Raw genomic sequence first — 17,493 nt, 5'->3', positions numbered from 1 at the left:
GGTTATTTTATTTGGCTATATAGATAAAAGATACACTTAGTTTAACCGGTATGGGGGCCCATCCCGATTCATTCGGTTCACCGTGAGTGCTTCCCGGTTGGTAACGCACCAACCTGTAGCGTGCCACACCCACACCGCCTGAAACCTCAAGGTTCCAGCGGCGTGACAGAATCCAGTTGTATCCATACGTGACACCTGCAGCTACGGCATCTCCATAATATGCCCTGGGGGTTATTCCTACGTCGAACATGGAATAGAATCCTGTGATACCGATGTAATGGCGCGCCAGCAGGTTCCGAAGCCAATATTTAGCTTCAGCTTGTACGCGCCCATGACGGTAGAAAAGTTTATCTGTAATCTTCCAGGGATTAGCCGATGCCGAAATTTCGGCTGTCATCCAATCGTTTAACGGGAATTCCACTCCCAGATTGGGGGATGCCGCTAACCATTCCAGCGTATTAGTCTTGATGGCCATACGTTGGGCGGATACTTGGAAAGATATTGCTATGAAAATAAAGAGTATAGCCCGTTTCCCGAATAGAGACGGGAAATTATATCCGGCTATCTCCCACAACAAGTTGGGGAAATTTAGTTTTAAATTAAATGTATTCATAAACGCGCTCACTTCTGTCTAAAGCGTGCTGTCGTTTATTCTTGTCGGTGACAAATATAGAGGTTTTAATTTACATTTTTCAACTAATCGAAATCTTTTTTTATTAATTCTGATAAATATTCCTGTAAATCAGTCTCTTGCCCTATCTGTAATTTTTGTCGGAGCCGGCTCCGGTTGCTTCTCACAGTCGAAGGGGCTATATATTGAAGTTCAGCTATCTCTTCGGTTGTTTTGTTCTCCAATATCAGGCAGCAGAATTGTATTTCTTTGTTGCTGGGTTGAAGGTGCAGGGCGTTGAAAGCCGCCCATAGCTTTAGTTCGGAAGTCATCCTTTTTTTTTGCCGGTGCATGCTTCGCAATATTTCCTGTAACTTGGCGAGCATTACCGGAGGAAAAATATAAGCTACCGTCAGGCTGGGAAAATTCATAAGGTAGAGGTCGGACGATGTATAGAGTCCGATGCCCAGGTAGAGCAAAACCGGTGAGAGGGATAGGATTATGACCGTGTGGCGTTTTACGGAAATGGAAGCCAGTCCGCAGGTCACCATTCCGATAATCAGGTCCTGCGACAAAAAGAATCCGGCTTCTTCCGGCGGTAGGTAGATACGGTTGTACATCGAGATCAGTATATTGCCTTGTATCGTATAGAAAACACTGTTTAGTAGAGATACGATCCGGGCTTTTTTCCGAATCAGTAAATAAGTGAATAACGCAAATAATCCCAGGGAGAGTATATTGCATATTGCCAGCAATAAGTTATTTCGCATGAGGTAGACGCAAAGGTCGGCCAGGATTCCGATACTGAAGCAGACCACTGTACTATAATAGATGTAATAGATCGTTTGTTGTTCCGCACTTTCTATATTCTTGAACTGGTGGTATTTTCTTTGCAGATACTCGTTTCTTTTATGAAAAGGAAGGCTTTTAAGATTCATATTTATGTTTGGTTTCAATGTCAGATGTTGGTTATGTCCTATTCGCACAATGTTTGCGAGTCCCGTGGACAAAACTCTCACAGCGTCCTTTTTCCCCCATAATAAATGTGAATAATTTCAAAATCAATTCAAACATATATATATTAAAAAGACGTAGTGCGCCCGCCATACGTCATCAAGGCTCACCACAAGCCTGCTTACTCAATGGCAGTGCACCACGTCCTGAGACGGTACAGTTACCCCAATGAGTAAGTCTATTATAGCCTTTCTTTGGTTATCGGAGGTGGTGATTCTGATGACGATTAGGCTATCGTTTATGTTGCTAAAACCGATTTGTTTCTCCGGCCGCATATAATTGGGGCAAAGATACAGATAAAAAATGAAAACTTTCAGAAATGTTTTTGATAAGTAGAACTCCTGATTTGCTTAAATATGAATTGGCTGGTGGATTCTATTCTGAGAGTGTGTAGAGGACGTATTGATTTTCCTTCAAATTCTAACTATTTGCTTTGATATTTCCTTTTTTGCTGACGCGTGCAATGCTCCGTTTTCTTGGAATAGGGGCTTTGCGGGGATATAAAGACAGATGAAAAGAGAGTTTGGTAGTAAAAAAGAACCGGATATTCACTTTTTTATCTATAGGAAGTTAACTTTGTAATTGCACAAAGTTAATTCTTTGTCGGCAGAAAGTTAGCTTTGTGCCGGCAGGAAGTTAACATCTAACCGGTGGCAAGTTGCTTTGCAGCCGATAACTCTCTTTTTTCTTTCGGAAAAGGGGCATAAAACACTGCATATTTTTCTGGTTGCTTCTCGTCTATGACTTCTCTGAATATATGAAAATGATCTGTAATTGAATTTATATTTATCTTTTATATTGCAATCGGTTACGTATGCCGATTTTGTGGATTGCGTATTGCCTTATTTGCTTTCTTTTCGATTTACTCTGATACGGATTCTTGAGCTTCTTTTGATTAACCTTGGAACTTGGACGGAAAAAATGAATTCTATAAGCTATAGAAAATACAAAATGACAATTTTCAGATTCTATTGCCAAATAAGTGATTCGATTGATCTACGAGAGCAAACATTACGCTTTGCAGTGCAAAGATAAGTGCTGCTTCTGCGCTTTTTCAATGAAAGGAAAGCATTCTGAGTGTTATTTATAGTTGAAGTCTCGATAACTTCTGATTAACAAATAGCAGGTAATATGGGGTTCATGTTTTCTTATCGTGTATATACTTTTCATATATATCGCGTATATGGCGTAGGTTATTGTTTGTTGTGCTAATCGGGTAGTCGAAAGTTTAGATCATATGATACCCCATAATATCCATGCCTTTTTTATCCGGACAGATTTTTTTCTCTTCCCCGTGAAATAAAGAAAATCATGCAGGTAGTTCAAAAATAGCCCATTTCATCGATGGAAATCCGGTGTTGCATATTTGCGACACCCTGAAAAAGAGAGGTGTTGCAAAAATGCAACGGCTATTTTTAGGTCGTTTCCGGGGGGTGGGCTACATTTGCTCCTCTCTTCATGGAGGGGAGTACAAACAAAATGTATAAGATTTTTTAAGATAGTGAAGTCAAAAAGCTGCCAACATATTGATAGTGGACGTTGTTATACTTTTGCAAAATTTTCAAAAGTAAAAAAGAAGATGACCTCCATCACTCCACGGCTCAATCGCTCGCGCGAGGGTCGTGATGGCAGCTATCCACTCGTGATACAGATCATACGCCATCGAAAGAAAAGAGAGATTTATACGCCTTACCGATTTTGGGAGGCAGAGTTCAACACCCGTTTAGAAATGGTAGAGAATACCGGTGGCAATCGCCGTCGCCTGCTCACTGTTCGCGAAGCCAACGAATACCTTATATATATAAGGAAGGAGTTGACAGCTATTTGCGAATCGCTGGAAGCGGAGAAGGGGAGTGCTTATACGGTGGACGACATTGTACGCGTCTACAACTATCACAATGATTTGACCCAGGTACTGGTCTACGCCGACTCCGTGATAGCCGGTCTGGAAAATAAAGGGCGTCAGGGCACAGCCGCCAATTACCGTAGTGCCCGCCGGGCGTTCGAGTTGTTTGTGGGTGACCGTCCTTTCTCGTTCGAAGAACTGACCCCCGAAGTAATCGACCGCTTTGCCGACTTCCTCCGCAACCGGGGCAATCAGCCAAACACCATTTCGTTTTACCTCCGCCAGTGGCGTGCCATCTACAATCGCGCCTGTGCCGACCACTTGGTTTATACTGATCAGAAACCTTTCCGGAGGCTGAACCTTAAAGAAGAGGTGACTGCCAAGCGTGCCATTTCCCGCGAGAAGATTGCACGGATCGAGCAAGTCGATTTGACTGCTTCCCGTGCCGATATGCAGTTGGCTCGTGATCTGTTCCTGTTCAGTTTCTATACGCGTGGAATGTCTTTTGTAGATATGTGCTATATTAATAAAGAAAATCTGCAAGGAGACTACCTTTGCTATAAACGGCAGAAGACGGGACAAGAGTTGCGGATACGAGTTGAAAACGGTTTGCGTGAGTTGATTGACCGCTATGCCGATTCTTCATCGGATTATCTGCTCCCGATGCTCCGCCGTGGTGACAGCTATCAGGATTACCGCCGACAGCAACGCAAGCTTAATAAACAGATCCGCGAATTGGGTGACAGGCTTCGGTTGGAGGTGCCGCTTACGTTTTATGTGGCCCGCCACTCCTGGGCGACCCTTGCTCATGCGAACGATATACCTGTCTCGGTCATCAGTGACTGCATGGGACACACATCGGAGAAGACTACACGCATCTATTTGGATCGTATAGATACTACGCGGCTTGACAGGGCCAATCGGTTAGTGATAAACTGTCTTCGGTAAAGAGGGGGTGAGAAAAGGACAAAAAAAACTCTTTCTTATAATGAAAGAGCCAACCGTGAGATACCCTCTGATCTCAAATAACTTTTGCAAAGATACATATTAAATTATTAATAAAGCAAATCTTTTTTTAGTTTTTTTTGTTTTTGCTGTCAATTATTTATTTTCTCTTTCCATATAGAAAAAAACATCCTCCTGTACACCTTCTTTTTGTCTACAGACTCTTCTAAGAAAGCATACACCGGTTTCTCGCTATTTCTTTTCCAACGGTTTTCATCTGCCCGTCCCCACTGCTTCAGGCACATGCCGTTATTTATTCACAAGGATGATTAATCTGTTTATAATCAGATATATGCAGGTTGTACATCATCCTTCGTGTTGCTCTTTTACGGCCCTTTCCATCTATGTTTCTGAAATCGTTTCTGAGTCAATATCAAGCAATGCTCTATGAATCAGTGCTTTACTTTCATACTTCCTGCAATTGTTTCTGAAAATAAAAAAAATCAGAAACATTTCCGGATCGGTACTCTTTTATTTTTCTGTCTTACAGGTGATTATGTTGGTAATTCTGAAGCTTTCCCTTTCATTATAAGAAAGAGCCCCTAATTATCAAACAAACCATAAATATGAAAAAGGTACTATGCACATTGGGGGTGGTTGTTGCTTTGCTTTTAGCGTTTCCTTGTATGGGGCGCGCTCAGCAATGGGGCTTGACTACCAATGGTCTTTACTGGGCCACGGCTACTCCGAATGTAGGAGTCGAATATGCTTTTAGTTCAAAGATGAGTGTAGCCGGTCTTATTCAATATAATCCTTTTACTTACGCTAAAAACCGGAAAATGAAACATTTGGTCGGGCAGGTAGAATACCGTTACTGGCTGAGTGAAGTTTTCAAGGGGCATTATCTGGGCGTGCATGCTACGGGAGGTATCTTCAACTTCGGTAACCTTCCTTTTGGCATCCTGAAGGATTATCGGCTTGAAGGTCAGTTGTATGGTGGAGGGGTTACTTATGGTTATCAGTGGATTATCAGTAACCGGGTGAATATCGGAGTCGATATCGGTTTGGGATATCTTCAAGTTGATTATGATAAGTTTTATTGTCCTACCTGCGGTGAGCGTGTCGATCATTACCGGACCGGTTATGTAGGCCCTACCAAGGTTGGTGTGTCCATTATCTATCTTTTAAAGTAGGGGAGGGGTAAGACATGAATATCAGGCAAGCTTTTTTCATAAGTTTCTCATTTTTCATCTCTCTATCAGTGTTAGCGGCAGATAGATCTACGCAGCCTGTCCGTACAGAGGTGTATCGTTTGGAACGCCGGGACTCTGTCTTGTTGGTCGATCTGGCTGTCGACCTGACCAGCGTCCATCTGGCGCCGGACTGTACGGTCTATCTGTTTCCGCTACTCTCTTCGGGCAATGCCGCCGATTCGTTGTCGCTGCCTCCCATTGTGCTCAATGGGCCTCAAAGCGATTTGATGTATCGCCGACGCCGGGCCTTGGGCACTACTTCGGGATTGGAGAAGATTCCTCCTTATACTGTGCTTCGTGAGGGAGATCACGCCTTGCCTTACATCCATTATCGAATCGAAGTTCCTTATGCGGCATGGATGGAAGATGTGAAAGTGTGGATGCGGGATACCAATTGCAATTGTGATGCCCGTTTGGTACCTTTTGCCATGCAGACAGAGCAGATACCCCCATTGATTGTAGAGCGGGTGGATACTATTGTGATTCGTGACACCGTCTGGGTAGTTCCGGATGTATCTGAACAGCCACCTGTGATTGCGGATGCCTCTTCCCATAGGAAGGTGGTTCCTATTCAGGCGGGCTATGAAGCTGATATTTATTTCCCTACTAACGAAATGCGCATTCTTCCCGATCATGAGTTGAACCGTGCCTCTTGGATGCATTTCGTTAATCAGGTGGACTCTATTGAGCGGGATAACCGGAATTCCATATCGGGAGTCACTGTTACCGGCTACTCTTCCCCGGAAGGATATGCCTTGAATAACGAACGTCTGGCCGAGAAGCGTGCCAAAGCTCTTCAGGAGTTTCTTGAAAATAAATATGGTGAACGCATGGAGATCGCGGTTGAGTGGGTAGGCGAAGATTGGGAACAGTTTGAGAAAGATATAGAACTTTCCGACCTTCCGGAGCGTGATGAAATTCTTTCAATCCTGCGTACCGTAAAAGATAACAATCAACGGAAAAAATCTTTGAAAACGCTGAATAAAGGGAAAACATTCGGAGTCTTGCTGCGGGAATATTTTCCGAAGCTCCGGCGAGTGTCATGTCGTATTAGATACGTAAAATAAGAATATGAAAAGAATGTATTACATAGGATATATGCTTTGCTTGTTGCTTGCCGGTTGTGTAGTCGGTGAGAAAGCGGATGGGCTGTTGGAGCAACGTCTGTCTGATCGTACCCTTTTGGTTTATATGGGAGGGGATAATGATTTAGCCGATGAGACCGACGAAAAATTGTCAGCATTAGCAGAGGCATGGGACAGGTTTCCGGGGCATCTATTGATTTATCAGGATAAAAAAGGAGCGGATAGTACCCGCTTGTTAGAGGTTTGTTTTGATGAACAGGGAGAAAAGGTAACAAAAATATTGGCTAAGTATAAGCAGGAGAATTCAGCCAGTGCCTCCGTATTTGCACGGGTTGTCAATGAGGCTATGGCCCGGTATCCTTCCGTTGATCCGGGATTGATCGTATTTTCTCATACCAGCGGATGGCTGCCGGTAGGTACGGCAGTGGTTCCGGGCGGTATGACCCGTTCGGTTGTCAAGGATAATCATTCTGAAATGACTTTACAGGATTTTGCATCAGCCATCCCGGATGGCCAGTTCAATTTCATCCTTTTCGAAGGTTGTTTCATGGCCGGACTCGAGGTAGCCTATGAACTGAAAGATAAAACACAATATGTGGTCGGGTCATCGGCCGAGATGCTTTCACCGGGTTTCACTCCGGTATACAAACAAATGTTTCCGTTGCTTTATAAAAAGGAAGCGGATCTGTCGGCAGTGGCTGCCGCCTATTATGATTATTATAACAATCTGGAAGGGGATTACCGTTCGGCTACCATCAGTGTGATCCGGACTAACGGCTTGGAAATGTTGAAGTCGCAACTTCGTGCAGCCGAGAGCCGGGTGGAACGTTGGGAGTGGATAGACCGTAGCGGCTTACAGAGTTTTGATCGTTTGCCGGATGGACAACATCTCTTTTATGACGCTTCGGCCTATGTGGAAAGGATTGGAAGCGCAGAAGAGTCTGCCGCTTTTGATGAGGCCTTGGAGAAAGCGATAATCTATAAAGCGGCTACGGAGAACTTTATGTCACAGAGCCGGGGCGGATTTTCGATTGGCGATCATTGCGGCATGACGCTGTATATACCTGATGCCACCGCTCCCGCATTGCTGACCGAAAGAAAGAAGCTGAAGTTAATGCAATAATATATAGTTCAAATTAATTAGTGAATGGTAATAATAGAATTAAAAAGTGATGGAAAGGAATTTTTGATTAACGAAACAGACAGTGACAGTTAACAGAACGATGGAACAGGGAGTATCCGCATTTTTTCTCTCTGCCTTTCACCCTTCGCGATTCGGAAGGGAGAAAGGAATATCCAAAGCGGATAAGAGTATAAAATATTCGAACTTATATCTATAATTAAATTTTTTAGTAACATGAAATTAAACAAATTATTTACGTTTACATTGGCGGCTCTTGCAATGGCTGCATGTAGTAATGATGATGAACCGGGAATTGACAATGGTGGTCAAAAAGGTGAATTGATTGATGCTATCAGCATTGCTTTTACCAATTCTACAGCTCCTGCCACCCGTGCGGATAAGGGTGAAATAGAAGGAGTAGGTACTGAAAATAACGTGTATGTGGCCTATCTGTTTGCCAAAGAAAATGATCCGCAGCATGAAGGCGCGAAAGTAGGTGACTGGACTGTGAAGCGTGTGGCAGGTGACAGTAATGCGGAAGACACTGATGTGGCAGACGCAATTGGTGAGGGCGATGTTGCGACTCCCGGAACGAAGAAAAATATGTGTACGTTTAACGGCGTACGTCAGGGAGATAGCGTTTATGTCATTGTGAATGATCCTCAGATGACCCTTGCTACCGCTCAGACACTGGCACACCAGGCTGACAAATCGGAAGCCGCTATCCGTGCCTATATTTCTAATCTGTCTAAGAGCTACCTGAATGATCTGACCGTTGCTAAAGACGGAACGCAGACTAAGAAGTATATCATGGCAGGTGTATCGGCTATTCCTACCAACCCGAATATCCCGAACGGATCTACCGTTAAAGTTTCGATTCCTCTGAATCGTGAATTAGCGAAGGTATTCTTTAATGCCTCTGTTACTACCAATCCCGTATACGAGGCTTATGGTAAGATGGCAATCAAAGATGCAGATTGGGAAAATCCGGTAAGTACTAAAGATCCCGATGGTATTGTCGTAGTGCGTATTCCGAGACGTGTTTCTCCGTTCACAGCACAGACTCGTGACTGGTATTTCCCGCAGAGTGCGGATGCAACTGCTAAAGACTGGGATGTGGAAGGCTGGTTGAAAGCATTTGCAGGTGAGAAAGAATCTGCGCCTACTATTGCGGAGGTTCCTGGAACGACTCCTGCATTGAATAAGGGAGAATACAATGCTGACGCGAAAGAATATCGTCTGACATGGGTTGTTGGTGAAAAGGCGCTGGCTGATGGAGGTACTCCTGCAGCTGCTTCGATGGTATACGTTAAGAGTGACAAGTTATATTCTCCTTATTTTTATGTAACTCCTAACTATGCCGATAATGCCGGTTGTGCTACTGTGGTAGTTACCCAGGCTACTTATATCGGTACACATACCCTGCTTGAACCGACTATTACGGAGCAAATGTTGAAAGAAGCTTTGGCAGATGGCACTTTCCAAGGTGTTACTTCTACTGACGGAACTGTCACCTATGATAAATTGGCTGCTGATTTCTGGGATAAGGCTGATAATGTAACAGCATTGGTTGCGTTCCTGGAAACGAATGAGACGTATAAACTTGCGTTGAGAGGTGAAACGGAACAAGCTAAGAAAGAAGCTGCTATTACGATTAAACCTAACGACAAACGTTACTATCGTGCTGATGTTGCCAACTATAGCGATGACGAAACAACCTCAATGAAGATTACCGAACGCAACACATTCTATCATATTACAGGTACTATTACTACTTTGGGTGCCAAGAGTATTGAAGATGCTATCAATTCGGATAATATTGACATGCTTGTACAGGTAGTTGTTAAGCCATGGAAATATGTTGTTAACAATATAAATATGTAATCAGAATCTCTTTTTTTATATGATCCGGGGCGGATGGAAAATCCGCTCCGGTTTATATCTCTTTCTTTTTCGGAAAGAGAAGAATACAAAACTAAAATGAAGAAACTGCTACCGATACTTCTGGGGGTTGCCCTATTGCTGAATTCATGTATTAAAGATGATATGGATGCTTGTGCCGGATATATGCACATCTATTTCAGCTATATTTATGGTGGAGCCAATCGTTTTTTCGAAACGGTTTCTACTCCTACGCAACTTCATTTTTATAAACAGAAGCATAAATATCGGGAACTGGAAATAGGTTTGGATGAAGTAGGATTGACCGAACCTTATCGATTCTTGAAAACCTTTGATGATATAGACAGTCTGGAACTGATAGCCTGGACATATGATGAGGCAATTGATTATGTAGATACTCCTGATACTCCCATAGGAGAGGGGTATGTGAAATTAAAAGAAATTACCGACGGCAGCGGAATCTGCCGGCCTGTAGACGATCTGTTGTACGGACGCATTGCCATAGATGCCGGCCTGCGTGAAAACCGCAATATTGTGACTATTCCGTTTGTGCGTGCCGTATGCCGTACGCGTATAACAATGATTCCTCAGACAGTAGAGGATCAGGTCGTTGAAGAAGGAGGAGCAACACGTGCCGCAAGCAGTATTATTCCTTCCCCCGAAGATTTTAAGTTCCACCTTTACGGTACGCGTAGTGGTGTAGATTATAATAATAAAGCAAATACGGACGAAGTGATACTTGAACCTGAATGTTACTACGAAGAAAGTACCGGAAATGTACTGACTCCCTGGTTCGGTTCTTTTTCTTCGGAAGGAAAGTTCCTGAGAGTAGACGTGTTTATTCGTGATGAACAGGTCGCTTCGTTTGATTGTGCTCCTATTGAGTTGACTTCTGTTCCGGGCAATTATATTGACTTGGTGATTGACGGACATTATGTGAAGCCCGTTATGCAAGTTCGTGTCAACGGATGGAAAGTGGCGGCAATAGAAAGTAATATGTAAGTAAGCTGATAAAAGGAGAGTATAGCATGAAAAGAATTCTGATATGTCAACTGATGGTATTTCTGGCCGTGGCTTTGGTTTCGTGTTCGGAGGATACTTCCGAAAGTATCTCTCAGAACCCGGATAAAGACATGTACCTCCGTGTGAATGTTCCCCGCACTTATGCTTCCGGAGCCGATGGGACGGATAACAAAGAGACGGTGATCAATGGCATTGACGTATTGGTATTTGCTCCGGGAGTGTCCGACCGGAACCGGCTGTATCTGAAATCAGCATCCGAAGGAACTCCGGTTGCCGGTAAAAATACGTTTCAGGTGACTATGCCTGTGGGAGAAGGATTGGAAGTGCATGTATTTACGAATAGCCATGCAGAGTTGGTGCGTAGCGGTGCCTATAAAGGTTTAGGGATGGAGATGAATGCATTATTGGAAAAAATGGTATCCAAAGTGGAGAATAATCCGTCCGGGATAGACTGTTTGCCTATGCATGGTTTTTTGTCAGGAGTGACTGTTTCGAAAGAGTCGGTAGGACAAACGCTTAGTGTACCGGTGCTGCGTTCGGTAGCCGCTGTACAGGCAAAAGTGGATGACGCGCATACGGGAAATCCGGGTGAGTTGTTGGATAGCGATGGTAAGGTGATTTTTAAGTTGCGTGAGTTTTATGCTTATTTCCCGGCGGATAGCGGTAGGTTGGCTCCGTTAAAGGAGGCCTATGAAGTGGTTACCGCAGGTTCAGAAGACGAGAAAAAGACCCGTAATGTGGTTAAAACGACTTTACCCGCCAAATTAGGGGTTCGCCCGATAGGTGACAAGCTTTTTTTGAAGAGTGAGTCTTCTTTGCCCCTTGCCGGACCGCTCTATCTATACGAAAACACTTATTACTCGGATAACGGCTTTGATCAGCCCGGATATATTGCCGGCAACGACAAAGTGGCTACCACTCGTTTGGTGGTAGGCGGAATTTATGGAGACGATGCGGATGTCACTTATTACCGGATTGATCTGACGGATCCGGACGATCCGAAAAAACTGGTTGAACTATTGCGCAATCATAAGTACACTTTTCAGATTATGAATGTCTCGGGTCCGGGGTATGACAATCCTGACGATGCGGCTACGGGGGTACCGATGAATATCTATGTGAAAGTGATTGACTGGATAGACGTAAATACCGAAATTGACTTTGACCGTGAGAACTGGTTCTCTTCGGGTACAAAGAAGCTCGTTTTATCCGGTTACGCAGGTTCGCTGAAATCCATTCCCATAGAAAGCGATGTCGCATTCGGTCCTTTCTGGGAGTTGAGTTTTGATGCGTCGAGTCCGGTTAACGGTAATGCGACGGTTGCACCTGTAAAGGTATCTGACGGTGCAGTGTCGGCCGTAATCTTTAATGAACGCTATGAGATAACCGTCACTGCGGGTACGCTTACCGTAAAGGCCAAAAAGTCTTATGGAGACCTTGCCACCGGTGAGGCTTATGACGATGACTTCTATATAAAAGTAAAGAATTTGACAGTGCATTATAAACTGACTCAGGTAGACCGTTCTCCCGATGATTGGGGAAACGGAGGAAGCCAGGAAGATGAACTGCATAATTAAACATAGATTAGTTGGCTTATGAAACGATTTAAAAGAAATATACGGCAAGGATGTATGCTTTTGAGCGTATTTTGCTTGATGGGGGTTACAGCCTGCTCAGGTGAAGAGGGGCGTGATATGCAGCCTGTCAAGCCTGTCGCTTTCACGCTGAACTATACCATCCCCGATGCTGATGATCCGGAAACAAGGGCAGCCGATACAGGAGGGAAAATACCTGTGGCCCGTCCGGAGGAAAGTGTGATAAATGATGTAAAGCTCTTATTTTTCATTTACGATGAACATGGCAACGGGTTGTATGCCGGTTCCTTGCAGGGAACCGTCGATGGCAATCATCTGGCTAAGACAGGGAAAATATCGGTGATTATACCGGAAAGCGGAAGCATCGACAATCATACGGATTATAATGTATTGGTGCTTGCCAATGCTTCTGCTTATTTTCCCGGAATGGATTTTGATACTTATTGTTCCGGACAGACTGAAAACTCAGTGCGGGTGCAACTTCGGGGAGATATGCCGTTGCAGTCAATAACGGACAGAACATATACCGTTACGGATAACAGTTTACTTATGAGCGGAACAACATTTAAGGAAGCAGGGAAGGATATGAGTGTACAGCTACTGCGTGCCGCCGTACGCATAGATGTCCGGGTGGCTGAGGATAAAAAGGGAACGGTTCTCTTGAAATCGGCTATGCTTCGTAATGTTTCACCGGTAATACCTGTATTTAATGATCCGCAGGATATGGCTTTCCTGCCGCTGACCTATGCAAATGAAAAAAATGCACCGGAGCAATTCAGCATCATAGGCGGTTTGTATGCCACTGAGGTGTTGCGTACCCTTCATACTCCCTATCTGCTACAGACGCAGGCGGTATGTCTGCTGCTGCAATGTGAAAAGTCTCCTTATAAGGGATGGTATCGGGTGAATATTAATATCGATAAAAATGATGTGCAGTATTTACGACGTAACAATGCTTATACGGTGATTATTAAAGATGTTTTGAGTCAGGGGGCTGACACTCCCGATGAGGCATACGGAGCGGGTAGTTTTGGTATAAAAACGGTTACTGTCCCTACCGATTGGAAAGTCCCCGATGGGATAGTAACTCCACCGGATGTAGAAGTGAATTGAATGATTTCATAAAAATAATAAGAACGATGATAATAAGGAAGTGTAAAATAGATTGTTTTCAGAAGTCCTGCATTCTTCTGTGTGTTGCGCTCTTCTCCTGTTCGCAGTATGACTGCGCTGTTCCGGATGACGGAAGGACAGGAGAAGGAGAGCGCACTTCTTTATGCATAGGAGGAGTTGCAACAGGGCGGTTAGAGGTACTTACGCGTTCGGCTGCTGAGCTTACTACAGCAACCGATGCTATCGGGATTTTTCAGAAAAAAGATATCGCGAATGGCTACGAGGCCATTCATAACAGAAAATATACATATGGAACTCCATATTGGAAGACGGATGGGGAAGAACTGGTGTTGATCGATGGGCCGGCGGACCTGATGGCTTACTATCCTTATAAAGAGGATCGGACAAGTAGTGTGGTGATGAACAGTGAGCTCTATACGGCTTCAAAAGAGATCTATTATTGCCCTTTTAAGGCTTCGAATACAACAGGTGCCGTAACGTTGAATTTACGCAGAGCCTATTCGCTCTTGAGATTCAATTTTATCAGGGGAGTAACGGATGTAGCTCTGAATAAAGGAGAGTATACCGGGAACGGTGAGATCAGTTCATTTACATTTTCTGCGACTTTACGGATCACCGGAACACTGGATCTGTTTACCGGGATCGTTGAAGGAGGAGTGCAGGGGGTAATGTTCAGCTATACCGTTCCGATAACTATCGGAACCGCTGCAGCTCCTGCCGTCCTGGATTATATGGTGGTGCCTGCTGACTTTACCGGGGATCTTTCTTTTACACTAATGGTAGATGGAAAGGAGATGAAAGGTAAGATTGGCGCTGCCGAGCTTTGTGGTACGAACAAGAAAATGGTGGAAGGGACAAAGTATGAGATAGATGTCATTATTCGTCCCACTGAAGTAGAGATAGGAACTGTGGATGTGGAAGAATGGATAGAAGAGGTAATCAAAGACTCCGGTGATCCGTTTGTGCCGCAATAAAGAGACAGAAAGGAATAAATATGTTTTTAAGAAAGCAGAGAAAGATGAAACACATTCTGGCAAATATCGGGATGGCAATAGTATTGATTGCCTGTAGCAACGGAGGGATGGATCCGGTGGATACCGGCGGGGAAGACGAGTATGTTCCTGTCAGAGTGGAAACCGTTGCGGATAATGGCGTTGAAACACGTGCGGTTGCTTTGTCAAATGCCAGTATAGGAATATTTCGTACGGCACCTTACACTGCTACGTTTCCGCAACAATATGATGTACAGTGCACTCACGACGGAACCGGATGGAGTTTGGCAGATAAACTATATGTTGGCGGTACGGACGCCTCTTTGCATGTCTATTATCCGTATGGTAAGGTCACTTTTAATGGTGATAATAGTACGGTTACTGCTTTGACAGTGAAAGATAATACGGCGGATAATGATTTTTGTTATGCCGATGCTCCTTTAGCGGCAGTCAATAACCGCAATCCGGTTGCTTCCTTTTTGCTGAAGCATGCTTATGCCGGTGTGAAGTTCAGCATTGCTTGTCATTCGACTTATCCGTTGAAGTGCAAGTTAACCAAGATTGTGATGAAACCCGCAACGAGCGGAAAGAGGTTTTATGTGGAACGTAGCATGGATATCAGTAAATCCGCTGCGGATGCGGGACAGTTGGGAGGGAGCACAGCTTCCGGTTGGACGCTGGATACATCTGCGCTTGCTATGGGGACAGCAGGGATAGCTCAAGGGAGTACGGATGTAAGTATCAGCAAATTGTTTCCTCCACAGGATTTTGAGGACGATACCCAACTGATATTGACAATTGATGGAAGTGAATATTCGGTAACGATTCCATACGAGACTTTGAAAGCTCTGAAAGCCGGGTATTTATCTACCATTTTCCTGGAGGTCAAGGGTACGGGAGTAGATATTTCGGGAGTGAAAGTATACCCATGGGATACCTCTGTTGTACCCGGTGGTGATAACGATGCGACTTTAGATTAATAACTGATTGTAACAGAAAGGATAGTAATGAAAACCAAGTCTGATATGAAACCAATTATAATAGCCACTTTATCGCTGATTTTACTGGCGGGCTGTGGTAATGATGATTTTCCGGTAGAAGAACAAAAAGTTCCTTTAGAGATTGCTTCTGCATTTGTAACAGGTGACGTGCAGACACGTGCCGTCACGCCACAATTACTTACATCAGGTTCGATCGGAGTTTTTCTGGAAGGCGAATCCGGAACCAGTTATGTAAAAAAAGACAATATACAGTATGACTATAACTCCGGCTGGAAACCCAACACGGAAACAATTTATCTGGGTGGAGAGAATGCCAATGTGTGTGCTTATAAGAAAACAACGAAATTAGATTTGGCAACTAAAGAAGCTGTTTCTTTGATTTCTCAGATTTTTGACGCCGAACTTGATTTGGTATATGCAGGTAAGAAAACAGTGAATGGTACTTCTGCCGCTAAGAGCGTTGAGTTTATCATGGGACATGCTTATTCGCAAATCGAATTTGTCTTTAGCCGGGAGAATTATCCTAATACATGCAGAGTAACTAAAATAGCCATAAAGAACGCGAATATAATTGAGAATGCTACGCTGAACCTGGCAACAGCGGTTTATACATCGACTAAAATCAATGCTGCGTTCAGTTATTGGACAAATGTGGCAAAGCAGGCAGATGGCATTGTGGTTCCTGAATCGGGGACTATAAAAAGTAATGTACTGATGATTCCCTGTACATTGGCCAACAATGGAGATACAGGAGTGACACTGGAGTTGACGGTGGACGGTCAACTGATGACAGTTCCGGTTGCGTATACTAAATTGGGCGCATTAACCAAAGGCATTATTCATCAGATCAGCCTGAAACTGAAAGGTACTGCACTTGAACTGAGTGTGAAAGATACTCCGTGGGATAATCAACCGGTAGATGGTGAATATAATCCGGAACCATAAAAAGGAAGGATGAATCATGAAACGACTTTATACGCATAATCCGGATTCTCACTTGGCAAGACGCTTGTGGCTGATGTGGCTTTTAATAGTAGGCTGGAGCTCTTGTTCACAAGTAGAGGTTGCAGACTCTGTAGGGGGTGAGAACGGAGAGATACCTCTTGAAATCCGGGCTACAACCGGTGCAGAGGTCGACACTCGTGCTGTTACTGCTGTAGAAATGACTGAAGGAACATTAGGAATTTTCCGTTTACCCGAGACGGATTATACGGCATTGGAAAATATTCGTTATAACCGTGTTGCGGGAGAAAACTGGAAGCCGGCTTCTACTGTGATATATGTTGGTGCCACTTACGCCAGGCTATGTGCTTATGCTCCCTATAACTCTGTAGAGTTTAAAAATAGTTCGTTGAAAACAGAAGCCGGTCTGACAATGCAGACTTATGCGGCGGAGAAAGATATGCGTTTTGCTGTCAGTGGGGGAGATGAAGTCTGGAAAAAGACTCCTACTGCGAATTTTGAATTGAAGCATGCGTATGCCCGTTTGGTATTGTCTGTGGTACGGGATGCCACGTATCCGAACACGTGTAAGATAACGAAAGCAAAAATAAAGGCTTCTGCCGGAAATATAATCACAGCCAATACGGTTGACATCAGTACCGGAACCGAAGGAAGCGGAACACAAACACCTCAATATATTCACACTGTGACGACCGGTTTAAAAGACGGATTTGCAATAGGGGTTACAGATGATACGAGTTTTGACTGGCTGCTGCCCCAACAAACTTTTTCCGAAGGCGTAGTCTTGACACTTACGGTGGATGGCATGGATTATTCCGTCACTATTCCGGTCGATAAACTGAGCACATTTGTAAGAGGTACTAAATATACTGTGTCATTGGTTGTCAAAGGTGGAAAGTTAACTTTGCTGAGTAACAAAATCTTGATTGACAGGGATTGGACAGAGGTGCAGACAGGGACCGGAGGCAGTGGCAGTGATTATGATACCAGTTTTAATTAGAATATGA

General features: G+C 44.1%; 14 protein-coding genes. 12 read left to right on the top strand and 2 right to left on the bottom strand.

Features of this window, described 5'->3' with window-relative positions; translation table 11 throughout:
* Positions 1-7: 7 nt before the first annotated feature.
* Together QK890_RS04015 and QK890_RS04010 are read right to left on the bottom strand one after the other, a co-directional pair.
* Positions 8-613, bottom strand: a complete 606-nt coding sequence (locus QK890_RS04015) for a DUF3575 domain-containing protein (protein ID WP_005808963.1) — start codon at positions 611-613, stop codon at positions 8-10.
* 83 nt (positions 614-696) lie between these two features.
* The gene (locus tag QK890_RS04010) at positions 697-1,548 is read right to left on the bottom strand and encodes a LuxR C-terminal-related transcriptional regulator (protein ID WP_005808961.1); all 852 of its coding nucleotides are present in this window, start codon (positions 1,546-1,548) and stop codon (positions 697-699) included.
* A gap of 1,655 nt (positions 1,549-3,203) precedes the next feature.
* Between QK890_RS04010 and QK890_RS04005 the strand changes: the two genes are divergently transcribed.
* From QK890_RS04005 to QK890_RS03950, 12 genes are all read left to right on the top strand, one after another.
* Positions 3,204-4,418, top strand: coding sequence for a site-specific integrase (locus QK890_RS04005; protein ID WP_005808960.1), 1,215 nt, complete (start codon positions 3,204-3,206; stop codon positions 4,416-4,418).
* Between the two features lie 623 nt (positions 4,419-5,041).
* On the top strand, positions 5,042-5,608 hold the full coding sequence (locus QK890_RS04000; RefSeq protein ID WP_005808958.1) for a DUF3575 domain-containing protein: 567 nt from the start codon (positions 5,042-5,044) through the stop codon (positions 5,606-5,608).
* A gap of 14 nt (positions 5,609-5,622) precedes the next feature.
* The gene (locus QK890_RS03995; protein WP_367627205.1) at positions 5,623-6,735 is read left to right on the top strand and encodes a DUF3868 domain-containing protein; all 1,113 of its coding nucleotides are present in this window, start codon (positions 5,623-5,625) and stop codon (positions 6,733-6,735) included.
* A gap of 4 nt (positions 6,736-6,739) precedes the next feature.
* A complete protein-coding gene (locus tag QK890_RS03990) occupies positions 6,740-7,876 on the top strand; it encodes a clostripain-related cysteine peptidase (RefSeq protein ID WP_336377466.1) in 1,137 nt (378 codons plus the stop codon).
* A 234-nt stretch (positions 7,877-8,110) separates the two neighbouring features.
* Positions 8,111-9,760, top strand: a complete 1,650-nt coding sequence (locus QK890_RS03985; RefSeq protein ID WP_367627204.1) for a DUF5029 domain-containing protein — start codon at positions 8,111-8,113, stop codon at positions 9,758-9,760.
* A gap of 96 nt (positions 9,761-9,856) precedes the next feature.
* A complete protein-coding gene (locus QK890_RS03980; protein ID WP_005808954.1) occupies positions 9,857-10,780 on the top strand; it encodes a FimB/Mfa2 family fimbrial subunit in 924 nt (307 codons plus the stop codon).
* A 26-nt stretch (positions 10,781-10,806) separates the two neighbouring features.
* A complete protein-coding gene (locus tag QK890_RS03975) occupies positions 10,807-12,378 on the top strand; it encodes a fimbrial protein (RefSeq protein ID WP_367627203.1) in 1,572 nt (523 codons plus the stop codon).
* A gap of 18 nt (positions 12,379-12,396) precedes the next feature.
* Positions 12,397-13,509, top strand: a complete 1,113-nt coding sequence (locus QK890_RS03970; RefSeq protein WP_234191070.1) for a hypothetical protein — start codon at positions 12,397-12,399, stop codon at positions 13,507-13,509.
* A gap of 26 nt (positions 13,510-13,535) precedes the next feature.
* Positions 13,536-14,504, top strand: coding sequence for a fimbrillin family protein (locus tag QK890_RS03965; RefSeq protein ID WP_367627202.1), 969 nt, complete (start codon positions 13,536-13,538; stop codon positions 14,502-14,504).
* Between the two features lie 20 nt (positions 14,505-14,524).
* Positions 14,525-15,502 (top strand): fimbrillin family protein, encoded by a 978-nt coding sequence (locus QK890_RS03960; protein WP_367627201.1) that lies wholly within the window; start codon positions 14,525-14,527, stop codon positions 15,500-15,502.
* A gap of 27 nt (positions 15,503-15,529) precedes the next feature.
* Positions 15,530-16,468: a fimbrillin family protein gene (locus QK890_RS03955; RefSeq protein ID WP_330221817.1), complete on the top strand. Its 939-nt coding sequence runs from the start codon at positions 15,530-15,532 to the stop codon at positions 16,466-16,468.
* 16 nt (positions 16,469-16,484) lie between these two features.
* Positions 16,485-17,486: a fimbrillin family protein gene (locus QK890_RS03950; protein WP_367627200.1), complete on the top strand. Its 1,002-nt coding sequence runs from the start codon at positions 16,485-16,487 to the stop codon at positions 17,484-17,486.
* Positions 17,487-17,493: the final 7 nt, after the last annotated feature.

The sequence above is a fragment of the Bacteroides sp. NGMCC 1.200775 genome, from assembly GCF_040798045.1.
GTDB classification, from domain to species: Bacteria; Bacteroidota; Bacteroidia; order Bacteroidales; family Bacteroidaceae; genus Bacteroides; species Bacteroides hominis.
This window is presented reverse-complemented; position numbering and strand designations above follow the sequence as displayed.